Origin of the sequence: Mesorhizobium sp. C120A (assembly GCF_030323105.1) — a bacterium.
In the GTDB taxonomy this organism is placed as follows: Bacteria; Pseudomonadota; Alphaproteobacteria; order Rhizobiales; family Rhizobiaceae; genus Mesorhizobium.
Genome location: NZ_CP100476.1, coordinates 628,710 through 646,470 on the forward strand (window position 1 = coordinate 628,710; position 17,761 = coordinate 646,470).

General features: G+C 63.8%; 17 protein-coding genes. 8 read left to right on the forward strand and 9 right to left on the reverse strand.

The genetic code is table 11. The annotated features are described in order from the left end of the window. Positions 1 to 80: 80 nt before the first annotated feature. The 3 genes from NL532_RS03065 to NL532_RS03075 are packed head-to-tail and all read left to right on the forward strand — an operon-like array spanning position 81 to position 1,688. Positions 81 to 677 carry an NADPH-dependent FMN reductase gene (locus tag NL532_RS03065; RefSeq protein ID WP_023701964.1) on the forward strand — a complete coding sequence of 199 codons (597 nt, stop codon included), beginning with the start codon at positions 81 to 83 and terminating at the stop codon, positions 675 to 677. Continuing rightward, on the forward strand, positions 674 to 1,387 hold the full coding sequence (gene pyrF, locus NL532_RS03070; RefSeq protein ID WP_023828847.1) for an orotidine-5'-phosphate decarboxylase: 714 nt from the start codon (positions 674 to 676) through the stop codon (positions 1,385 to 1,387). Before NL532_RS03065 ends, pyrF begins: the two co-directional genes overlap by 4 nt. 13 nt (positions 1,388 to 1,400) lie before the next feature. Next, a complete protein-coding gene (locus NL532_RS03075) occupies positions 1,401 to 1,688 on the forward strand; it encodes a DUF1330 domain-containing protein (RefSeq protein WP_023681317.1) in 288 nt (95 codons plus the stop codon). Between the two features lie 18 nt (positions 1,689 to 1,706). Here NL532_RS03075 and NL532_RS03080 read toward each other — a convergent pair whose 3' ends face one another. The 8 genes from NL532_RS03080 to NL532_RS03115 all read right to left on the reverse strand — a co-directional run bounded on the left by NL532_RS03080 (position 1,707) and on the right by NL532_RS03115 (position 10,885). Beyond that, entirely contained in the window at positions 1,707 to 2,960 is a 1,254-nt protein-coding gene (locus tag NL532_RS03080; protein ID WP_031196416.1) for a low temperature requirement protein A, read from the reverse strand. Between the two features lie 90 nt (positions 2,961 to 3,050). Further along, entirely contained in the window at positions 3,051 to 4,112 is a 1,062-nt protein-coding gene (locus NL532_RS03085) for a D-alanine--D-alanine ligase family protein (RefSeq protein WP_023703813.1), read from the reverse strand. Between the two features lie 103 nt (positions 4,113 to 4,215). Continuing rightward, positions 4,216 to 5,091 carry an SMP-30/gluconolactonase/LRE family protein gene (locus NL532_RS03090; protein ID WP_023703814.1) on the reverse strand — a complete coding sequence of 292 codons (876 nt, stop codon included), beginning with the start codon at positions 5,089 to 5,091 and terminating at the stop codon, positions 4,216 to 4,218. Next, the gene (locus tag NL532_RS03095) at positions 5,091 to 5,732 is read right to left on the reverse strand and encodes a 2-dehydro-3-deoxy-6-phosphogalactonate aldolase (protein WP_023828848.1); all 642 of its coding nucleotides are present in this window, start codon (positions 5,730 to 5,732) and stop codon (positions 5,091 to 5,093) included. The genes NL532_RS03090 and NL532_RS03095 overlap by 1 nt, the downstream gene beginning before the upstream one ends. 22 nt (positions 5,733 to 5,754) lie before the next feature. Beyond that, the gene (locus NL532_RS03100; RefSeq protein WP_023707745.1) at positions 5,755 to 6,699 is read right to left on the reverse strand and encodes a 2-dehydro-3-deoxygalactonokinase; all 945 of its coding nucleotides are present in this window, start codon (positions 6,697 to 6,699) and stop codon (positions 5,755 to 5,757) included. 5 nt (positions 6,700 to 6,704) lie between these two features. Beyond that, positions 6,705 to 7,472: an SDR family NAD(P)-dependent oxidoreductase gene (locus NL532_RS03105; RefSeq protein WP_023703817.1), complete on the reverse strand. Its 768-nt coding sequence runs from the start codon at positions 7,470 to 7,472 to the stop codon at positions 6,705 to 6,707. A 169-nt stretch (positions 7,473 to 7,641) separates the two neighbouring features. Further along, positions 7,642 to 8,991 (reverse strand): putative bifunctional diguanylate cyclase/phosphodiesterase, encoded by a 1,350-nt coding sequence (locus tag NL532_RS03110; protein ID WP_023673185.1) that lies wholly within the window; start codon positions 8,989 to 8,991, stop codon positions 7,642 to 7,644. Between the two features lie 100 nt (positions 8,992 to 9,091). Continuing rightward, a complete protein-coding gene (locus NL532_RS03115) occupies positions 9,092 to 10,885 on the reverse strand; it encodes a hypothetical protein (RefSeq protein ID WP_031202950.1) in 1,794 nt (597 codons plus the stop codon). 130 nt (positions 10,886 to 11,015) lie between these two features. Here NL532_RS03115 and NL532_RS03120 point away from each other — a divergent pair, with 130 nt between their 5' ends. From NL532_RS03120 to gshB, 3 genes are all read left to right on the forward strand, one after another. Further along, positions 11,016 to 12,020: a glycosyltransferase gene (locus NL532_RS03120; protein ID WP_023828850.1), complete on the forward strand. Its 1,005-nt coding sequence runs from the start codon at positions 11,016 to 11,018 to the stop codon at positions 12,018 to 12,020. A gap of 4 nt (positions 12,021 to 12,024) precedes the next feature. Continuing rightward, a complete protein-coding gene (locus tag NL532_RS03125) occupies positions 12,025 to 12,399 on the forward strand; it encodes a GtrA family protein (RefSeq protein WP_023703819.1) in 375 nt (124 codons plus the stop codon). A gap of 134 nt (positions 12,400 to 12,533) precedes the next feature. Continuing rightward, entirely contained in the window at positions 12,534 to 13,487 is a 954-nt protein-coding gene (gene gshB / locus NL532_RS03130; protein ID WP_023828851.1) for a glutathione synthase, read from the forward strand. Positions 13,488 to 13,579: 92 nt separating this feature from the next. Here the strand turns inward: gshB and NL532_RS03135 are convergent, their stop codons facing one another. Beyond that, positions 13,580 to 14,653, reverse strand: a complete 1,074-nt coding sequence (locus NL532_RS03135; RefSeq protein ID WP_050590942.1) for a glycosyltransferase family 2 protein — start codon at positions 14,651 to 14,653, stop codon at positions 13,580 to 13,582. Between the two features lie 184 nt (positions 14,654 to 14,837). Between NL532_RS03135 and NL532_RS03140 the strand changes: the two genes are divergently transcribed. Together NL532_RS03140 and NL532_RS03145 are read left to right on the forward strand one after the other, a co-directional pair. Continuing rightward, a complete protein-coding gene (locus NL532_RS03140; protein ID WP_155923791.1) occupies positions 14,838 to 15,902 on the forward strand; it encodes a glycosyltransferase in 1,065 nt (354 codons plus the stop codon). 191 nt (positions 15,903 to 16,093) lie between these two features. Beyond that, on the forward strand, positions 16,094 to 17,626 hold the full coding sequence (locus tag NL532_RS03145; RefSeq protein WP_023701949.1) for a YifB family Mg chelatase-like AAA ATPase: 1,533 nt from the start codon (positions 16,094 to 16,096) through the stop codon (positions 17,624 to 17,626). Positions 17,627 to 17,761: the final 135 nt, after the last annotated feature.

Here is a 17,761-nt window from a genome sequence, read left to right on the forward strand (position 1 = left end):
CCCGATCGTTTCCGTTTTTTGACCCAGTGCGTTGATTTGCGCAGCCTCTGGCTGTACCTGTCCGGGAACAAGAGTGGCCAATGGCTGTGATCGCGAAAATCCTCGTCTTTGCCGGCTCGGTGCGCAGCGGCGCCTTCAGCGGCAGGACCGCCGATGTGGCGCAGAAGGAGCTGGCCATGCAAGGCGCCGAGGTGACGCGCATTTCGCTGGCCGACTATCCGCTGCCGATCATCGACGAGGACCTCGAAAAAGAAAAAGGCGTTCCCGACAACGCCGTGAAGCTCGGCCGGCTGATCGCCGCCCATGACGGGCTACTGATCGCGACGCCGGAATATAATGGCTCGATCCCGCCACTGCTCAAGAACACGATCGACTGGGTAAGCCGGGTGCGCCTCGATGGCGGCTGGCCGGTGAGGCCATTTGTCGGCAAGGTCGCCGGCCTGTGCTCGTCTTCGAACGGACATTTCGCCGGGATCCGCTGCATCAACCATCTGCGCGCCGTGCTGGTGCGCTGCCAGCTGGAGATGGTGACGCCGGAATGCTCGGTATCCGATGGCGGCAGTGCCTTCGACGGCGACGGCAATTTCAGGGATGATAGACTGACCAAATCGATGGAGCACCTATGCCGCACGCTGATCGAAACCTCGCGCATGCTATCGACCCGGACCGGGGCATGATTTCCACAGCCATGCAGGCCCATACCATGAGAGACAGGCTGATCGTCGGCCTCGACGTGCCGACGGTGAAAGAGGCCGAACAGGCGGTGCAGGAGCTCGACGGCGTCGTCTCCTTCTACAAGATCGGCTATCAGCTGGCCTTCGCCGGCGGGCTCGACTTCGCCAGGGAGTTGGCCAGCGGCGGCACGAAAATCTTCCTCGACATGAAGCTGCTCGACATCGACCACACCGTGGCGAAGGGTGTCGAGAACATCGTGCGCATGGGCATGACCATGCTGACCATCCACGCCTATCCCAAGGCGATGCGAGCCGCGGTGGAGGCCGCCAGGGGCAGCGACCTCTGCCTGCTGGCGGTCAGCGTGCTGACCTCGATGGACGAGCAGGACGTGATCGACGCCGGCTATGAATACGACCCGCACACGCTGGTGCTGAGACGCGCCGAACAGGCGCTGCATGCCGGCATGGGCGGCGTCGTCTGCTCGGCCGAGGAGGCGGAAGCGGTGCGCCGCATCGTCGGACCCGACCTGGCGGTGGTGACACCGGGGATACGGCCCAAGGGCAGCGACCATGGCGACCAGAAACGCGTGGTGACGCCCGGCCAGGCGATCCGCAACGGCGCCAGCCATCTTGTTGTGGGCCGGCCAATCGTGGCGGCAAGCGACAGGCGCGCGGCTGCCGAGGCCATACTGGAAGAGATGCGCGCGGCGTAACGAGGAGAAGAAAATGCCCAAGGGATACTGGATAGCCCGCGTCGATGTGCGCGACGCTGAAGGCTACAAGGACTATGTCGCTGCCGCCAAGCTCGCTTTCGACCGTTTCGACGTGAAGTTCCTTGCCCGTGGCGGTGAGCATGAAAAGGCCGAGGGGCCTGGCCGCGCCCGCAATGTCATTATCGAGTTCGAATCGCTCAGCGCTGCGCACGATTGCTACCACTCGCCGGAGTACCAGCGCGCCGTCGCCATCCGTCAGAAAGTAGCCGATGGCGAGATCGTGCTGGTCGAGGGTATCTGACGCGCGAAGCTGCTCTGCTCAGTGCGGCGCTTCCTCCTGCGCCAGCACCTCCAGTTGATGGCGGTGCCCCGACAGCTCATAGCCGACAACGGTGACGGCCGGCGCTAGCGTCAGTAAGATGAGGCAGACCGCCATGTCGACGCCGGCAAGGGCGGCGATGATGGCAAGTGCGACGACCGCAGCCGTTCCCGCCAGCAGCCAGACGTGGAGGGGATCGAAGCGCTGGACGAGATAATAATACAGCGCATAGATCGCCCCCAGGAACACGCCTAGCGGAATGGCGACCGAGAGCAGGGTCGCTACCGGGCCGTTATGGGTCTTGTGCTCGATGAAATAGGCCGCGACATGCAGCCCGGCGCCGGTGGCGACGATGGCAGCGACGATCACCATCTGGCCATAGCCCCAGACGAAGGAACGGCTGCGGTGCTGGTGCAGCACCGTCCCCGAGGGCAGCATGTAATAGACCCACCACATGCCGAAGGTGAGACCCATTCCGGCAATGCCGATCAAGGCGGCATCGAGGTTCCAGCCCTGCTCCTCGACCGCGGCCGACAGCGTCGCCAGCGTGCCGACCACCCCTTCGCCCAGCGCGATGATGGCGAACAGGCTGTAGCGCTCGGCGACGTGGTGCGCGTGCCAGGGCGTGCCGCCATCCCGGCGTTCGGCGATGACCGGTCCGGCAAGCTCGATGAGAAGCAGGACCGTGCCGAAAGCCAGGCTGGTCTCCAGCGAGAAATCGACCAGGATCTGCACCACCCAGCCGATCTGGGCGATCGCGATGGCGATGGCATAGGTGAGACAGGCACGCCGCCGCCCAGGGTCCTGCCGCGCCGCGCGCAGCCATTGGAAGATCATGGCGACGCGCATGATGACGTAACCCAGCACCATGACCGAATTGTTGAGGTGTTCGCCATGCTCGATCGAGGCGAACATGCGCGGCAGGCCGATGGCCAGCACCAGCACGCCGATCATCTGCACCATGGTGACGAGGCGGAAGATCCAATCGTCGGTGTCATAGGCGGAGGAAAACCAGGAGAAATTGATCCACGCCCAGCAGATCGCGAAGCTGGCAAAGCCGAAGCCGATCAGCGCCGCCGCGTAGTGGCCCTCGGCCAAGGCATGCGCCAGTTGCGACGAGGCAAGGCTGAAGGCGGTGACGAAGGTCAGATCGAACAGCAGCTCGAGCGGCGTGGCGACGCGATGCGCCTCATGCGGATCGCGCCCGGCCATGCGCCTTATGTGATGATGGAGGGAGCTTGCTGGTGTGCTCATAGCGCGGCCTTGCCTGAGGACTGTCCCGCGACACTAAAGGTGGAGCAAAAGCCGTCAAGGCGCGGTAGGTCGCGCTGGTCCCTCGACCGTTCAGATCGCCTGTCGGTTCAGTCGGTTCGCCGCCGTCTCGGCAACCGCATCGGCCAGCGTCATGCCCCATTGCATCAGGCAATAGGCGCGGAAATCGAAGCAGGGCAGGCCGGGACAGACCTCGAACTCGATGAGGTGGACATGGTCGTTAGCCTCGACCCTGAAATCGAGGGAAAACACGTCTCGCAGGCCGAGCCCGCTGACCAGCCGCTCGGCGATGCGGCGGATGGTTGCCGCGGCTGCCGGCTGGGTGTCGGCAACCGCCTCCAGCACCGGCTCGCTGTATAGTCCAGCCGCCTTGGCGGCCTCGCCGGTGTCGCCGTAAAGCGCCATCGAGTCCGCCATGGTCTGGAAATCGCCGCCGGAGTCGACGAATGCAACGCCGAGCGCTTCCGCCCCGGCATCCGTTTGCAGCCCAAGGAAGCTGGCGCGGACGTTGCGACCGCCGACATAGGGCTGGACGACGACATCGTCGCGATAAGCGGCATAGACCCGCCGGCTAAGCTCCAGCGCATGGGCCAGGTCGTTGCAGCGTGAATCCGGCCAGATGCCTACCTTGGAGCCGAGCCGGTTCGGCTTGACGAACCAGCCGGCTTCCGAAGCTGGCGGGTCGGCCAGCCAGCGGCCGTCGCGGGCCAGGCCTGCCTGCGGCGCCGGCAGGCCGAGCGCGCAAAGCACGGCGCCGGAACGGAACTTGTCCTGGCAAAGCGCGAACAGCGCATCGTCGGCTCCGATGGTTCTAAGCCCATTCAGCCTGGCAAGTGCGGGCGCTGCAGCACCGCGGAAATAGGCAATGCCGTCGGTCAGCGTCCAGACCAGCGTGGTTGCGGGATCGGCCTTCGCCAGCGCGCTTGCCGCATCGTCGAGTGCAACCGGCATAAAGGCGAGGCCGCGCTTTTCACAAGCGGTCGCCAGTTGATCGAACTCAGGAGCGAGATCGGTCGACTGCGCCAGATAAGACGAGATTTCCAGGGCGCGCTCGGCGGGAAAGCCGTCGGCGACCAGCCTGTCGAAACAGGCCTTTTCCGGCTCGTGGACGAGGATCAAGGTCGGGCGCGGCATGGGTCAAAGCTTCTCGGTGATGCAGCCACACCATCGCACGGCCAATGCGATCGGCTTGCGCGAAATCGACCCGCGCCCGCCGCCTGCACGACAACCGGTACGCTCAGGCGATGACCACGCGCGGCTCGAAGCGGCCGTTGACGGGGATGTCGAGCAGGAAGGTCATGCCGGCCTGTGGGTCGAGCTTGCGCTGCTTGTCGTCCTTGCCTTTCCAGGCCGAGGTCACCGCCAGCCGATCGGCCTTGGCCCCGACAAAGGCCGGGCACGAGGACTGCCCCGCCGGCACGGCAATTTCGCGCAACAATGTGCCATCTGGCGAATAGGCCTTGACCGCCTTGCCGCCCCAGACGGCGTTCCACAGCACGCCGTCGCGATCAACGACCGAGCCGTCGACAAAGCCCTTGGACGAGCGATGGTCGACGAACACTTTGGACTCGCCGATCGGCAGACCCGTTGCCGGATCGCAGGCGACGCGCATCAACAGGCCGGTCGAGGTATCGGTGTAGTAGGCGATCGTTCCATCCTGCGAGAAACAGATCGAGTTCGACACGGTGATGCCGGTGTAAAGCGTGCGCAATTCTCCCTTGAAGAACCAGTAGATGGCACCCGCGCCCTTCTCCTCACCCTTGCCCATCGTGCCGACCCAGAAGGCGCCACAAGGGTGGACGCGCGAATCGTTGGAGCGGGTCAGCGCATTGTCGGCCTCGATAGGCGTATGCAGCGTCAGCTTGCCGGTCGAGACGTCGCGGACATGCAGGCCGGTCTCGGTGGCGATGAGCTGGCGATTGTCATCGATAATGGCGATGGCGCTGGCCATCTGGGCGAGCTCATGGACCTTCCGCGCGCCGGACGTGACACCCTGCTCCAGCAAAAGCCCGTTGACGATGTCGAACCAGAACAGCGTATCGGTGGCGGGATCGTAGCTCGGCCCCTCGCCGAGTTCGCAGACATGGTCCGAAAAAACCGAAACGTTTCCCATCATGCCGCTCCGCCGAAGGCCGCGTCCCAGGCCGTCACCGCCGCCCGGGCGCGCGTGGCCACTTCATCGACGCTCATGCCGGGTTTGAACAGGCTGGAGCCAAGACCAAAAGCAGTTACCCCAGCGGCTTTGTAGCCGGCAAAGTCTTTGTCGGAAACGCCGCCTACGGCGCCGACCACGGTATCGGCCGGCAGCACGGCCCGCATCGCCGAAATGCCGCTGGGCCCGAGCACGCTTGCCGGGAAGAATTTGAGCGCCGAAGCCCCAAGCCTAATCGCCTGAAAAGCTTCGGTGGGGGTGAACACGCCTGGCATCGTCACCATGCCATGGTGCATGGCGCGGGCCATGACGTCGGCATCGATGTTGGGGCTGACCAGCAGCCGCCCGCCGGCCTTGGCGAGGGCGTCGACATCGGCTGAAGTCAACACCGTGCCGGCGCCGACCAGCGCTGTCTTGGGCAAAGCGGTGACAATGCTGGCGATCGATGAAAACGGCTCCGGCGAATTGAGCGGCACCTCGATGGCTTCGATGCCGGCGTCAAACAGCGCCTGGCCGATGGCAACCGCCTCGCTGGGTTTGAGGCCGCGCAGAATGGCGACAAGACCACGCTTGAGCTTCGGCAAGGGGGCGGTCTGGGTCACGCTGTCACTCCACTCTGGTGAGTCATTTGGCGATCATGCCATTTTCCCGCGCTGCCTCGATAAGGCCGGCACGCACCGCCTCGTCGGCGTCGACCGTCCTGACGGCAAGCCCTGCAAGGTCTAGCGCCTGGCGGTAGAGGGCTGCTAGCGAGCCGGACGCAACCAGCACGATTGCGGTGGTGCTTTCGCCATAGCGGCGGCCCGCCGAGGCGATCTCGCCGCCGATCAGCAGGCCGGACAGGCAAGCGGCGGCATCGTCGGCCTTGAGGTTCTGCAGCAGGCCGGCGGCGCGGATCGAGAACAGCCGCGAGGTGACATCGCCGCCCTCCGCCAAAGCCTTGCGGCACCATTCCTGGAAGAACGGATTGTCCGGAGTGACCGGCTTCGGGCTCTCGCCCAGCGAATGGCGCAGGATAGAGTGAGTGGCCAGCACCGAAAACAGCTCGCCGGTCGGCCAGGTGCAGAAGCCGTCGACCGCGCCGTCTGCGACCAGAACCCATTTCGAATGGGTGCCGGGCATGCAGACGAGATGGCGACCTTTTGCCGGCAAACCGGCGCCGGCAAGCTGGGTTTCCTCGCCGCGCATTACGTCCGGCGCATCTTCCAGGCGCTGCGCCAGGCCAGGCACGATGCGGATGTCGCGGCGCTGGCCGGGAATGCGGGCGGCCCCCGCGAGAATGGCACTGAGCGGCGCCGGCACGGTGACGTAAGGCGCTTCCAGCCAACCCTGGCGCGAGCCGGCCATGCCGCAGATGATGACCGGCAGTGTGTCAGGTGCGCCGAGCGCCGCCAGATGGCCCTCGAGGATGGTCGAAAAGCCTTTTTGCTGCGCGGTGATCAACCCATCATCGCCGCGACGCTCGGCAAGCACCCCGCCCGCCCCGTCGACCAGCCAGACCCGCATGCGGGTCGTGCCCCAGTCGACGGCGGCGACTGCCGGCGTGCCTTTTGCCGGATTTTGATTCACCGGACTCACAGGAAACCCCCGTCGACGATCAACATCTGCGCCGTCAGCATACGCGCGGCGTCGGAGGCCAGGAACAGCACCGTGCCGACGATGTCGTCGGGCTGCATGACCTGCTTGATGCATTGCTTGGCGACATGGGCGGCGAGCTTCTCCTCGGTGACCCAGAGTTCCCGCTGCCGCTCGGTGATCACCCAGCCCGGCGCAATCGCATTGACGCGGATGCCGTCGACCCCAAGCTTGCCCGCGAGACCTTTGGTGAGGCCGAGTATGCCGGCCTTGGCGGCGGTGTAGGCCGGCATATCGGGGTGGTTGATGAGATAGGAGGTTGAGGTGAAGTTGATGATCGAACCGCCGCCGGCCCGCTTCATGCCCGGCGCGACCGCCTGTGCGGTGAAGAAATGCGGGCGCAGATTGACGGCGAGATTGTTGTCCCAGAACTCGACGGTAACGTCAGCGACGTCGTGGCGTTCGTCCCAGGCGGCATTGTTGACCAGCACGGTGACGTCGCCATGTGCCTCAGCCGCTTTGGCGGCCGAAGCGCGCAACGCCTCGACGTCGCGCAAATCGGTCTTGAGGTAGAGCGGTCGCCGGCCAAGTTCTTTTTCGACGCGGTCGGCAAGCAGCGTGCTTGGGCCATCGGCGATGTCGATGAAGGCGACATGGGCGCCCTGGCGAACGAAGCCCTCGGTCAGTGCCGCACCAATTCCGGAACCGCCGCCGGTGATCAGCACCGAGGCTCCCCTGAGGTCGGCAAAATCGGCCGATGGCATCATATCTTCATCTCCCGGTCCGGTCGGCGCGCATCCTATCCAGCCAAGTCCGGGGAGCAAGGGCGAAAACGGCGATTTGATTGGCTTATGTCAGACAAAAGGCCGCAAGATGGCGGCCACAGTCGATCTTGGCTCGCGCCGCTGACTTGCTCGACGCAGGCCAGACCGCCGGTCAGACTGCCTTGGCGTAGAGGGCGCCGCGATAGGAATCGCGGAGGTAGCCGAGCGTGGCGTCGGCATCGACCGGTTTGCCGAAGAGATAGCCCTGGCCGCCGGCGCAGCCGAACTGAACGAGGCGGTCGGCCTGCGCCTCCTCCTCGATGCCTTCGGCGACGACATCCATGCCGAGCCCTTCGCACATGGCCAGAATGGCGCGGATGATGTGTTCCGACGGTCGGTCGTCGAGGATCGAGGAGACGAAGGCGCGGTCGATCTTGAGCTTGTCGAAATGGAATTCGCGCAAGCGGCCGAGCGAGGACTGGCCGGTGCCGAAATCGTCGAGCGAGACTCGGATGCCGACGCGACGCAGGTCCTCGACGATCTTCTCGGCCGAGGCCGGATCGTTCATCAGGCCGGTTTCGGTGATCTCGATCTCCAGCCGTCGCGGATCGAAGCCGGTGCGGTCGAGGATCGACAATATGTGCAGGCCAGTGTTCTGGTCGACGAGCTGCGAGGGCGACAGGTTGAAGGACAGGAACAGGTCCTTCGGCCAGCTGCGCGCCGCTTCGGCCGCCTTGCGCAGCACCAGCTGCGACAGCGGGCCGATGATGCCGCGCTCTTCGGCGATCGGGATGAACACGGTCGGCGGGACGACGCCGAGGTCGCGATCGGTCCAGCGCGCCAGCGTCTCGAAGCCGATGGTGCGGCGGGTGGTCAGATCGACGATGGGCTGGAAATGCGGCTCGACCTCACCGGCCGAGACGGCGCGGCGCAGCGCCTGTTCGATGCGGGTGACGCGCTTGGCCGCCTCTTCCATTTCGCGGGTGTAGACGACGACGCGGCCACGGCCCGAACGCTTGGCGTGGTAGAGCGCCGTTTCGGCCTTGTTGACGAGGATTTCCGTGGTTTCGTCGCCGGAATAAAAGAGCGAGCAGCCGACCGAGGCCGAAAGCCTGGCGGTGCGTTCGCCGACATCGTAGGGCGCCGACAGGATTTCGATCATCATGCGCGACTTCTCGGCCGCCGCCTCCTCCGAGAACACCATCGGGTAGAGGAAGGCGAATTCGTCGGCGCCGATGCGGCAGACAGTAGAGTGGCTGTCCATCGAGGCGCGCAGCCGCATCGCCACCTGGATCAATATGTCGTCGCCGGCCTTGTGGCCGAACAGATCGTTGATCGGCTTGAAGCCGTCGAGGTCGAGAATGCCGACCGTGAACGGCGCGGGATCGTCTGCACGGTCGCTGATCAGGCGATCGACCTTGTCGAAGAAGCGGCGATGGTTGCCAAGCCCGGTCAGCGCATCGGTGAACGCCAGATCCGAGTTTTCCCTGCTTGCCTGCCCGGTGCCAAACGTCGTTTGCATCGGTATCCCTGTTTGTGACGCCCGAAATTTAGGCTGAGACTGGCAGCAAAGCGTTTAGGAAGCGTATCGCGAAATCGATTTTTCGCTGGCGAATGATGCTTTAGCGGACGCGGTAGAGTTCGACCGGGGTTCCGCGCGTTTCGGCCACCGGTTCGAGCCAATCGGGGACGCTTCCCTGCATCAGCCCGGCCAGGAAGCCTTGCGGCGCCTTGGCGGCAAGCATCTTGCTTTCGGCGCTGCCGCGGCAGAGCGCCATCAGGCCGACGTGGTGAGCCGCCGCGATCGTCCTCGCCTGGTCCGCCGATCCGAGGAAGGCATCGAGCGCAAGCAGGTCGCCGGCGATGTTGCGATGATAGGGGCCGGCAAAGACGCGGTGCCCGGAATAGGCCAGGATGGGCGAGCCGAGATTGGAAATGGCAAGCACCGTGGTGTCCGGCAGCCGGGCCAACGCCGCGAAGGAGGCCTTGCGCTCGCAGGACGGATCGCTGTCGGTGTCCTGTGCCTCGACCGAGACCTTGCTGGCCTCGAACACGCTCGACGTCGCGGCGGCAGCGCCGGCCCAGACGGCATTCACCGACACCACCCAGACCGCCGCCATGCGCAGCGATACGCTGCGCGCAGGGCTGATCCTCGCCCGTTCGCGCCAGCTTGCGATCCAGGCCGACAGCGGGATGACGGCAAAGGCGATCGAGAATGTCGAGCCGCGGACCTGCCAGGCGCTGACGATGAAGGCGCCGACCAGCAAGGCGCCGACGAGGCTGTCCTGGCGGCGCCATGGTCCGCGCAGGCGAAGCGCCATCAGCGCGATCGCCACCAGCGGCGTGACATAGCGCGCCGCCAGCGAGGCCGGCTCGCTGGCGGCAATACTGAACAGCGACTGCGCCTCGTCGATGTGATCGAGCCACAATTCCTTGAGGCGCGGATCGAGAGTTGCGTAGGGAGCCGCAAGGCATTGCGGAAACAGCGCCGCGACAACGGCGCCCAGCACAAGCGCGAGCAGGCCGAGCGAAATCAGGCGGCGTCCGGCCGTGCCGTTGGACACCTTGAGCGACGTCACGGCGGCAAGGCCCAGTCCGGCGATTGCCGCGACGACGAATTGTACGGCCGAGAAGGCATCGCACTGCGCCTGGCCCCAGGCCGATGGCGGGATGGTGCTGACGAAGACCAGGGCTGAAACGCCGGCAAAGCCGAGACCGAAATCCCTGGCGATCCGGCGTTCGCCGCCGGGATCGACGACGAACAGCAAAGCGATGCAGGCGCCGATGGTGGCGACATAGGGCGCGGTTTCCATGCCGACGGCCAGCGTCAGGGCCGCACACAGCCCGGAAATCAGCGCCGCCCAGCGACGCGCCGGCGCCTCGAGCAGCAGGCTGAGGCTGGCCATGGTCAGCGTCAGCTGGACATTGTGATGATCGAGCGCACCCGGCAAGAAAATGCCGATGAAATGCAGCGCCGCCGCGCCGATAACGACCGCCGGCAGCACCGCGCCGACGCCGGCGAAGCTGCGCGCCGCACGGGCGAGGAAGAACACCGCCAGGCAAAACAGCAGCGCCGGCCACAGCACCTGCGCGATCGCTTCGGCCATGGCCATGCTGCCGGTCAGCGCCGAGGCGGCGAGGATGATGGCGGCGAGCGGTGCGTCGACCAGCCGCGACCAGTGCATGACGAAACCGCCTTCCGGCCCCATCCTGTACTGATGCAGGTCGAACCAGCCCTGGCCGGCCAGCATGTCGCGAACCTCGACCAGCCGCAGCAGGCTGTCATTGTCGCCGCCGGCATTGCTCAATTCGCGAAAGCCCGTGGCGGCATTGACAGCCAGCACCACCAGCATGGCAAGCAGCGCCAGCGTCATATCGGACTTCCAGGAGGAAGCACCCGCCTTGGCTGCGTTCATCATCATGACCTTGGTCGGAAAGACTGCGGCCTTAAACCTAGCCTTAACAGCTTCAATAAATAGTAAAGTCGCCTGAGCGAGGCCGCATATGAGCGCGGCCGGAGGCTCCGCCGGGCGTCGGGAGACGGAAATGCCGCACGAAGTCCGCCATGAGCCGGCCATTGCCGTGCTCCTGCCTTGCTACAATGAGGAACTGACCATCGCCGAGGTGGTGCGGCGCTTTCGCGAGACGCTGCCGTCGGCCGAGATCTATGTCTATGACAACAATTCCAGGGATTTGACCGCGCTCAAGGCGCGCGCAGCGGGCGCCATCGTCGTCCGCGAGCCGCGCCAGGGCAAGGGCAATGTCGTGCGGCGCATGTTCGCCGACATCGATGCGGACATCTATCTGATGGCCGATGGCGACGGCACCTATGCGCCGGAAGATGCCTCGCTGCTGATCAACATCCTGCAGACCGAGCGCTGCGACATGGTGGTAGGCACCAGGCGCGGCGTCACCGACGATGCCGGCCGTTCCGGCCATGCCTTCGGCAACCGCATCTTCAATAGCCTCTACAAGCGGCTGTTCGGCGCCGACTTCACCGACATCTTCTCCGGCTACCGCGTCTTCTCGAGGCGTTTCGTCAAGAGCTTTCCCGCGGTTTCCGGCGGCTTCGAGATCGAGACCGAAATGTCGGTGCATGCCTCGCAGCTCAAACTGCCGGTGAGCGAGATCGCGCTCGATTATGGCCGCCGGCCTGAGGGATCGTCGTCGAAGCTGTCGACCTATCGCGACGGCGCCAGGATCCTGTGGATGTTCGCCATGCTGATGAAGGAGACGCAGCCGCTGCGCTTCTTCGGCGCCTTCGCGATTTTCTTCCTGGCATCGAGCCTTACCCTGATGACGCCGGTGCTGATCGAATTCGCCCAGACCGGCCTCGTGCCGCGCATGCCGACCTGGGTGCTGTCGGTCGGCCTGCTGCTCTTGTCGATGCTTGCGATGGTGACCGGACTGATCCTCGATTCGGTATCGCGCGGACGCGCCGAGCAGAAGCGCATTTTCTATCTCTCCGTCCCGTCGGGCCGGGTCGAACGGCGCGAACGCACGAGCGAAACAGCGAAGGCCGAACCGGGCAAGACGCCCCGGGCCGCCTGAGGCCGTGAGCCGGCTCGCCCGCTTCGTCCTGGCCGGCGGCGTTGGTTTCGTCGCCGATGCCGCGGCGCTCTGGCTGTTCTTGGCGGTGACGCCGCTCGGTCCCTTCGTCGCCCGTGTCCTGTCGATCGGCTTTGCGCTGTGCGTCACCTGGCAGATCAACCGGCACCTGACCTTTTCGCCGTCGAGCCGCGGCGTGGCGCAGGAGGGCGCGCGCTATGGCGGCGTCGGCATCGCCACCAGCATTGTCAACTATCTCGTCTACTGCGCCATCCTGTTCGCGCTGCCGGCAATGCCGCCGCTGGCGGCACTTGCCGTCGCCTCGCCGGTCGCCATGGCGCTGTCCTTCCTCGGTTACTCCCGGCTGGTCTTCGACCGGTAAAGGTCTGGGCCAAGCAAGCGCGATTGGCAGAAGCCGCCAAGTTCCGTATATCGGCGACTTGCCTTGCCGCAATTCCGGACGGAAAACCACTACGCACTTTTCCTGGACTTGCTCGACCCGCTGGAGACCAGAAGATGACCCTGAAGATCGCCGTCCAGATGGACCATGTCTCCACCGTCTCGATCGCCGGCGACACGTCCTTTGCGCTGTCGCTGGAGGCGCAGCGGCGCGGCCACCAATTGTTCCACTACACGCCCGACCGGCTGTCGATGCTGGGCGGCAAGGTGTTTGCCCGCATCGAAGAGATGAAGCTCCGCGACGAGAAGGGCAATCATTATACGCTGGGCGACAAGGTGCGCACCGACCTGTCGGAGATGGATGTGATCCTGCTGCGCCAGGATCCGCCCTTCGACATGAATTACATCACCACCACGCATATTCTGGAGCGCATTCACCCGAAGACATTGGTCGTCAACGACCCGGCCTGGGTGCGCAACAGCCCGGAAAAGATCTTCGTCACCGAATTCCCCGATCTGATGCCCGAAACGCTGATCACCAAGGATCCCCAGGAGGTCGCGGCCTTCCGCAAGGAATTCGGCGACATCATCGTCAAGCCGCTCTATGGCAATGGCGGCGCCGGCATCTTCCATCTCAAGGAAGACGATCGCAACCTCGCCTCACTGCTCGAAATGTTCGCCCAGCTGTCACGCGAGCCGTATATCGTCCAGCGCTATCTGAAGGATGTGCGCAAGGGCGACAAGCGAATCATCCTGATCGACGGCGAGGCGGTCGGCGCCATCAACCGCGTGCCGGCCGACCACGATTCTCGCTCCAACATGCATGTCGGCGGCCGCGCCGAAAAGACCGAGCTGACGGAACGCGAACGCGAAATCTGCGCCCGCATCGGCCCATCGCTGAAAGAACGCGGCTTCATCCTGGTCGGCATCGACGTGATCGGCGACTACATGACCGAGATCAACGTGACCTCGCCAACCGGCGTGCGCGAAGTGCAGCGTTTTGGCGGCGCCGATATCGCCAGCCTGTTCTGGGACGCGGTGGAGGAAAAGCGGCGGAATTCGACCGCGTAGTGTGCGTTGCTACGGAGGACTTTGGTGGGTCCAGAGAAGCATCGAAAGATGCTCTTTATCGGGTAAGACTGCCGAGCAAGCGGCTCATCAGATCAAACTATGTCCCGGAAGCGCCGAGGCCTCAGTTTCCGAGGAAGGAGACCGATAAGTCTGGTCTGCAATTTTCGCTGTGGTGTTGCCCAGTCTTTCAGCAGAAAACCCGCATCGGAGTTCTTTTCCAGCAATGCAAAAGCCGCAGACAGTCCGATCAGGTCGACCAAGGTCCTGCGCATTGAGTGGCGGGAGATTAAATGCGCCAGTCCCGGCGCCACTTCGCACCAACGATTGGCCAGTGCCCGCCGTATCGCTATTTCAGTATCAGGCGACATCCTGCCGAGGCCAACTCCGGTACCCAGGATGCGCCCGTCCGCCCAGCCATTGCCGCCGTGAAGCCGATAACTGCCAAGAGCCCGCCCAATCCTCACGGTTCCGCCGATCATATGGGCGGCACGAGCCATATAACCATCGGCACATATCTTTATTTCGTCCGGATCGGATGGACGCATGATTTCAAGCGGAGCTCGACGAAACATCATCCCCGATGTGGTTGACCAAAACCAACCCACGGTACCCCGATCAATAAATAATAATGTCGGGTCAGCTTCGGTGTCGACATGCAGGTAGCCGCTCATTTTCGGCATCGATCGCGGGTCGTTCAGGTGGAATACGGGATGACCGCCCGCAAGCAGGTTGCCGGCCGTATCTATCACCACCTCATCGGAGCTCGACATTGCCGCGATACGGGTTTGGCTGAGATGCGCTCTCACATGGCATTCTATGAAGTCAGGATGCCAAGCATCGTCACCGTCAAGAAAGGAGATCAGGGGCCCGGCTGTCGCGTCAAGCCCGGTCATCATTGCTGTCAACTGCCCGCCATTTTGCAGTCGGGGCAGAAAGCGGAAACGACTGTCGCCAAGCTGGGACAGACACTCTTCAATCCTTCGGCGGGAACCGTCGGTCGAAAAATCATCGACCACCACGCATTCGAACGCAGTGTATGTCTGCGCCGCTACGGATCGGATCGCAGTGTCGATGAATGCCTCTTGATTGAAACAGCCTACGCAAACGGATACGGTTGGTAGCGCGATGTGAGAACCAGCTCCGCTTGGGACGATGTTTTCTTTCAAGAGGCGCTTCTCCGTACACCAGATTTGATCGCCTGAGATATTCCGTCGATCAAATGGCGGTGTTTCTTTGCCAAATTTCTCTCTATCGAAGCGAGTTTTTCTCCGCACTCAAGATCGCAATTGCCGCATGTTGACCCTACAGCACGGGTATCGCCCTCCTACCAAATTCGAGATTGTCAGAGCCATGCTGCGTCATGGCCACAACCTCAGAAAAGGGCACCCTTCCGCGAAGTCGCAACCTGCTCTTCAGGCCAGTTTGCTGTCGGACGATCCGTTCATATCCTATTCGGGAATGTCCGGTACGCCGCTCGGATTAGCAAGTCATATGCCTTTCCGTCCACGCAGCCACCGCGCCTGGTTTCTCATCTCGCCAACCTGGTCCATCGAAAACAGTGCTAGCGTCAAAACCATCCGGACCTATGCCGTTCTGCATAGACTCAAGAACCCCCGTCACTCGCTAATCTTCCTATCCAACACTCAGGCAGAGGCTGATCTGTTGAACCAGTCCGGCGAGGCCGCCGTCCTGCACAACAAGACGTCAACAACCTCCGAACACATATTCAGGCCTCTCGATGACGTCCCTGTAGAATTTGATGCAATCTACAATGCGCAGCTGGCTCCGTGGAAGCGCCATGACTTGTCGCTTGGCATCCAGCGTTGCGCATTTGTCTTCTATCGAGATTCAAGCGGATCCTCCACGACGGAGTCGGAAAGAGCGCGAATAAATCGGCATAGGGAGCTCGCGCCGCATCACGTCTTTATCAACGAGTTTGACGGCACCGGCAAGCCGGTCCGATTGGCACCGGCTCAGGTGAACACGCATCTAAATCGTGCAGCCGTGGGAATCTGTCTCTCTCACCTGGAAGGACCAATGTTCGCCAGCACGGAATATCTTCTCGCGGGCCTTCCAGTGGTCACGACGCCGAACCATGGCGGCCGAGACCTTTATCTGGATGACGACTATTCGCTCACAGTTCCACCCGATCCTCGATCCATCGCGGAGGCTGTCTTAGCGCTGAAGGAGCGACGAATTCCCCGGGATTACATTCGTTCGCAAACTTTGAAACGAATCGAACGAGACCGCGGGCGGTTCATAGACCTTGTAAACGAGATTTTTCTGGAGAGCGGCTCTTCGCGCCGGATCGCCCTGCCTTGGCCTTTCAGATATCCTGTCATGGAGTGGCTTCCACCGCAGGTCGCGATCGATCGATCGCTTTCAGGTTCGGTCGATGCCTTCATCACCGCTTAGACGGCAACAGCCTCGGATTGCCGGAGGAACTCTGTCGCCCTCTACCGGGCACAACGCGGCTGCAACCAGCACGGCTGCCTGTTCCTGTAATGTTCTTGCCTTGGCCTGAAATCTATGGTTGTCTTGTCGTGACGTCGCTCGCGGCCTGAACCACAAGGTCGAGGCGAAGCCGGTTTCCGGGGGCAGGGCAAATGGTGGCGCGGGTTCGCACGGTTGCTTTCCAGGGCATCGAGGCCGTGCCGGTCGATGTCCAGGTGATGATCGCGCCGGGCAAGGTCGGCATGCAGATCGTCGGCCTGGCCGACAAGGCGGTGGCCGAAAGCCGCGAACGCGTGCAGGCGGCGCTCCATGCATCCGGCCTGTCGATGCCGTCGAAGAAGGTGACGGTCAACCTCGCTCCAGCCGATCTGCCCAAGGAAGGCAGCCATTACGACCTGCCGATCGCGCTCGGCCTGATGGCAGCACTCGGCGCCATTCCGGGCGACATGCTGGCCTCCTATGTCGTGCTCGGCGAATTGTCGCTCGACGGAACCATTGCCGCGGTTGCAGGCGCCCTGCCGGCGGCGATCGGCGCCAATGCCGAGGGCAAAGGCCTGATTTGCCCGTTCGGCTGCGGGCCGGAAGCGGCCTGGGCGGGAAAGGATTTCGACATATTGGCGCCGCGCAGCCTGATTGCCATCGCCAATCATTTTCGCGGCACGCAGGTGCTGTCGCGACCCGAGCCCGGCATTCATGTCTCGGCGCGCGACCTGCCCGACCTCTCAGACATCAAGGGCCAGGAAAGCGCCAAGCGGGCGCTGGAAGTGGCGGCGGCCGGCGGCCACAATCTCTTGATGGTAGGGCCTCCCGGCTCGGGAAAATCGATGCTGGCGCAGAGGCTGCCTTCAATTCTGCCGCCACTGGCGCCCAAGGAACTTCTTGAAGTCTCGATGATCGCCTCGGTGGCCGGCGAGCTCGGCGAAGGCAAGCTCACCGACCGGCGGCCGTTCCGCGCCCCGCACCATTCGGCTTCGATGGCGGCAATGGTCGGCGGCGGCATCAGGGCGCGGCCGGGCGAAGTATCGCTTGCCCATAACGGCGTCCTGTTCCTCGACGAGTTTCCCGAATTCACGCCGCAGACCTTGGATGCGCTGCGCCAACCGCTGGAGACCGGCGACTGCATGATCGCGCGCGCCAACCACCGCGTCACCTATCCAGCGCGCATCCAGCTGGTGGCGGCGATGAACCCGTGCCGTTGCGGCATGGCCGGCGAGCCCGGCTATCGCTGCCTGCGCGGCGAACGCTGCCGCACCGATTACCAGGCGCGCATCTCAGGCCCGTTGCTCGACCGCATCGACCTCAGGATCGAGGTACCGGCGGTCTCGGCCGCCGACCTGATCCGGCCCGACCGAGCGGAGAAAAGTGCAGCCGTCGCCCAGCGCGTGGCGCGCGCCCGCACCATCCAGCGCGAACGTTTCGAGCGGCTGGGCGTAACCAGCGCCACCACCAACGCCCATTGCTCGCCTTCTGTTATCGAGGACATCGCCGCGCCGGACGCAGCAGGCCTGTCGCTGCTGAAAGACGCCAGCGAGAAACTCGGCTTTTCTGCGCGCGCCTATCACCGCGTGCTCAAAGTGGCGCGCACACTGGCTGACCTCGACGCCAGCGAAACCGTCGGCCGAATTCACCTGGCCGAGGCGATTTCCTACCGCATGATGTCGGAGCGGGTAGCGCAGGCGGCGTAACGCTCCTCCTTGAGGGGAAGGTGGCCCCGAAGCGGCAGGGTGGGGGTCGCCGAAGAATGGTCGATCTTTTTGGAGCCGAGCCGAGAAAGGGCCTCTGCAATGACATTGCTTGTAGTGTCGTCCGAAGGGAGTCGC

What these genes read in the sequence shown, in the direction of transcription:
- NL532_RS03065 (WP_023701964.1), top strand. Translation starts at nt 81, where the DNA reads ATGGCTGTGATCGCGAAAATCCTCGTCTTTGCCGGCTCGGTGCGCAGC.
- pyrF (WP_023828847.1), top strand. Translation starts at nt 674, where the DNA reads ATGATTTCCACAGCCATGCAGGCCCATACCATGAGAGACAGGCTGATC.
- NL532_RS03075 (WP_023681317.1), top strand. Translation starts at nt 1,401, where the DNA reads ATGCCCAAGGGATACTGGATAGCCCGCGTCGATGTGCGCGACGCTGAA.
- NL532_RS03080 (WP_031196416.1), bottom strand. Translation starts at nt 2,960, where the DNA reads ATGAGCACACCAGCAAGCTCCCTCCATCATCACATAAGGCGCATGGCC.
- NL532_RS03085 (WP_023703813.1), bottom strand. Translation starts at nt 4,112, where the DNA reads ATGCCGCGCCCGACCTTGATCCTCGTCCACGAGCCGGAAAAGGCCTGT.
- NL532_RS03090 (WP_023703814.1), bottom strand. Translation starts at nt 5,091, where the DNA reads ATGGGAAACGTTTCGGTTTTTTCGGACCATGTCTGCGAACTCGGCGAG.
- NL532_RS03105 (WP_023703817.1), bottom strand. Translation starts at nt 7,472, where the DNA reads ATGATGCCATCGGCCGATTTTGCCGACCTCAGGGGAGCCTCGGTGCTG.
- NL532_RS03110 (WP_023673185.1), bottom strand. Translation starts at nt 8,991, where the DNA reads ATGCAAACGACGTTTGGCACCGGGCAGGCAAGCAGGGAAAACTCGGAT.
- NL532_RS03115 (WP_031202950.1), bottom strand. Translation starts at nt 10,885, where the DNA reads ATGAACGCAGCCAAGGCGGGTGCTTCCTCCTGGAAGTCCGATATGACG.
- NL532_RS03120 (WP_023828850.1), top strand. Translation starts at nt 11,016, where the DNA reads ATGCCGCACGAAGTCCGCCATGAGCCGGCCATTGCCGTGCTCCTGCCT.
- gshB (WP_023828851.1), top strand. Translation starts at nt 12,534, where the DNA reads ATGACCCTGAAGATCGCCGTCCAGATGGACCATGTCTCCACCGTCTCG.
- NL532_RS03140 (WP_155923791.1), top strand. Translation starts at nt 14,838, where the DNA reads ATGCTGCGTCATGGCCACAACCTCAGAAAAGGGCACCCTTCCGCGAAG.
- NL532_RS03145 (WP_023701949.1), top strand. Translation starts at nt 16,094, where the DNA reads ATGGTGGCGCGGGTTCGCACGGTTGCTTTCCAGGGCATCGAGGCCGTG.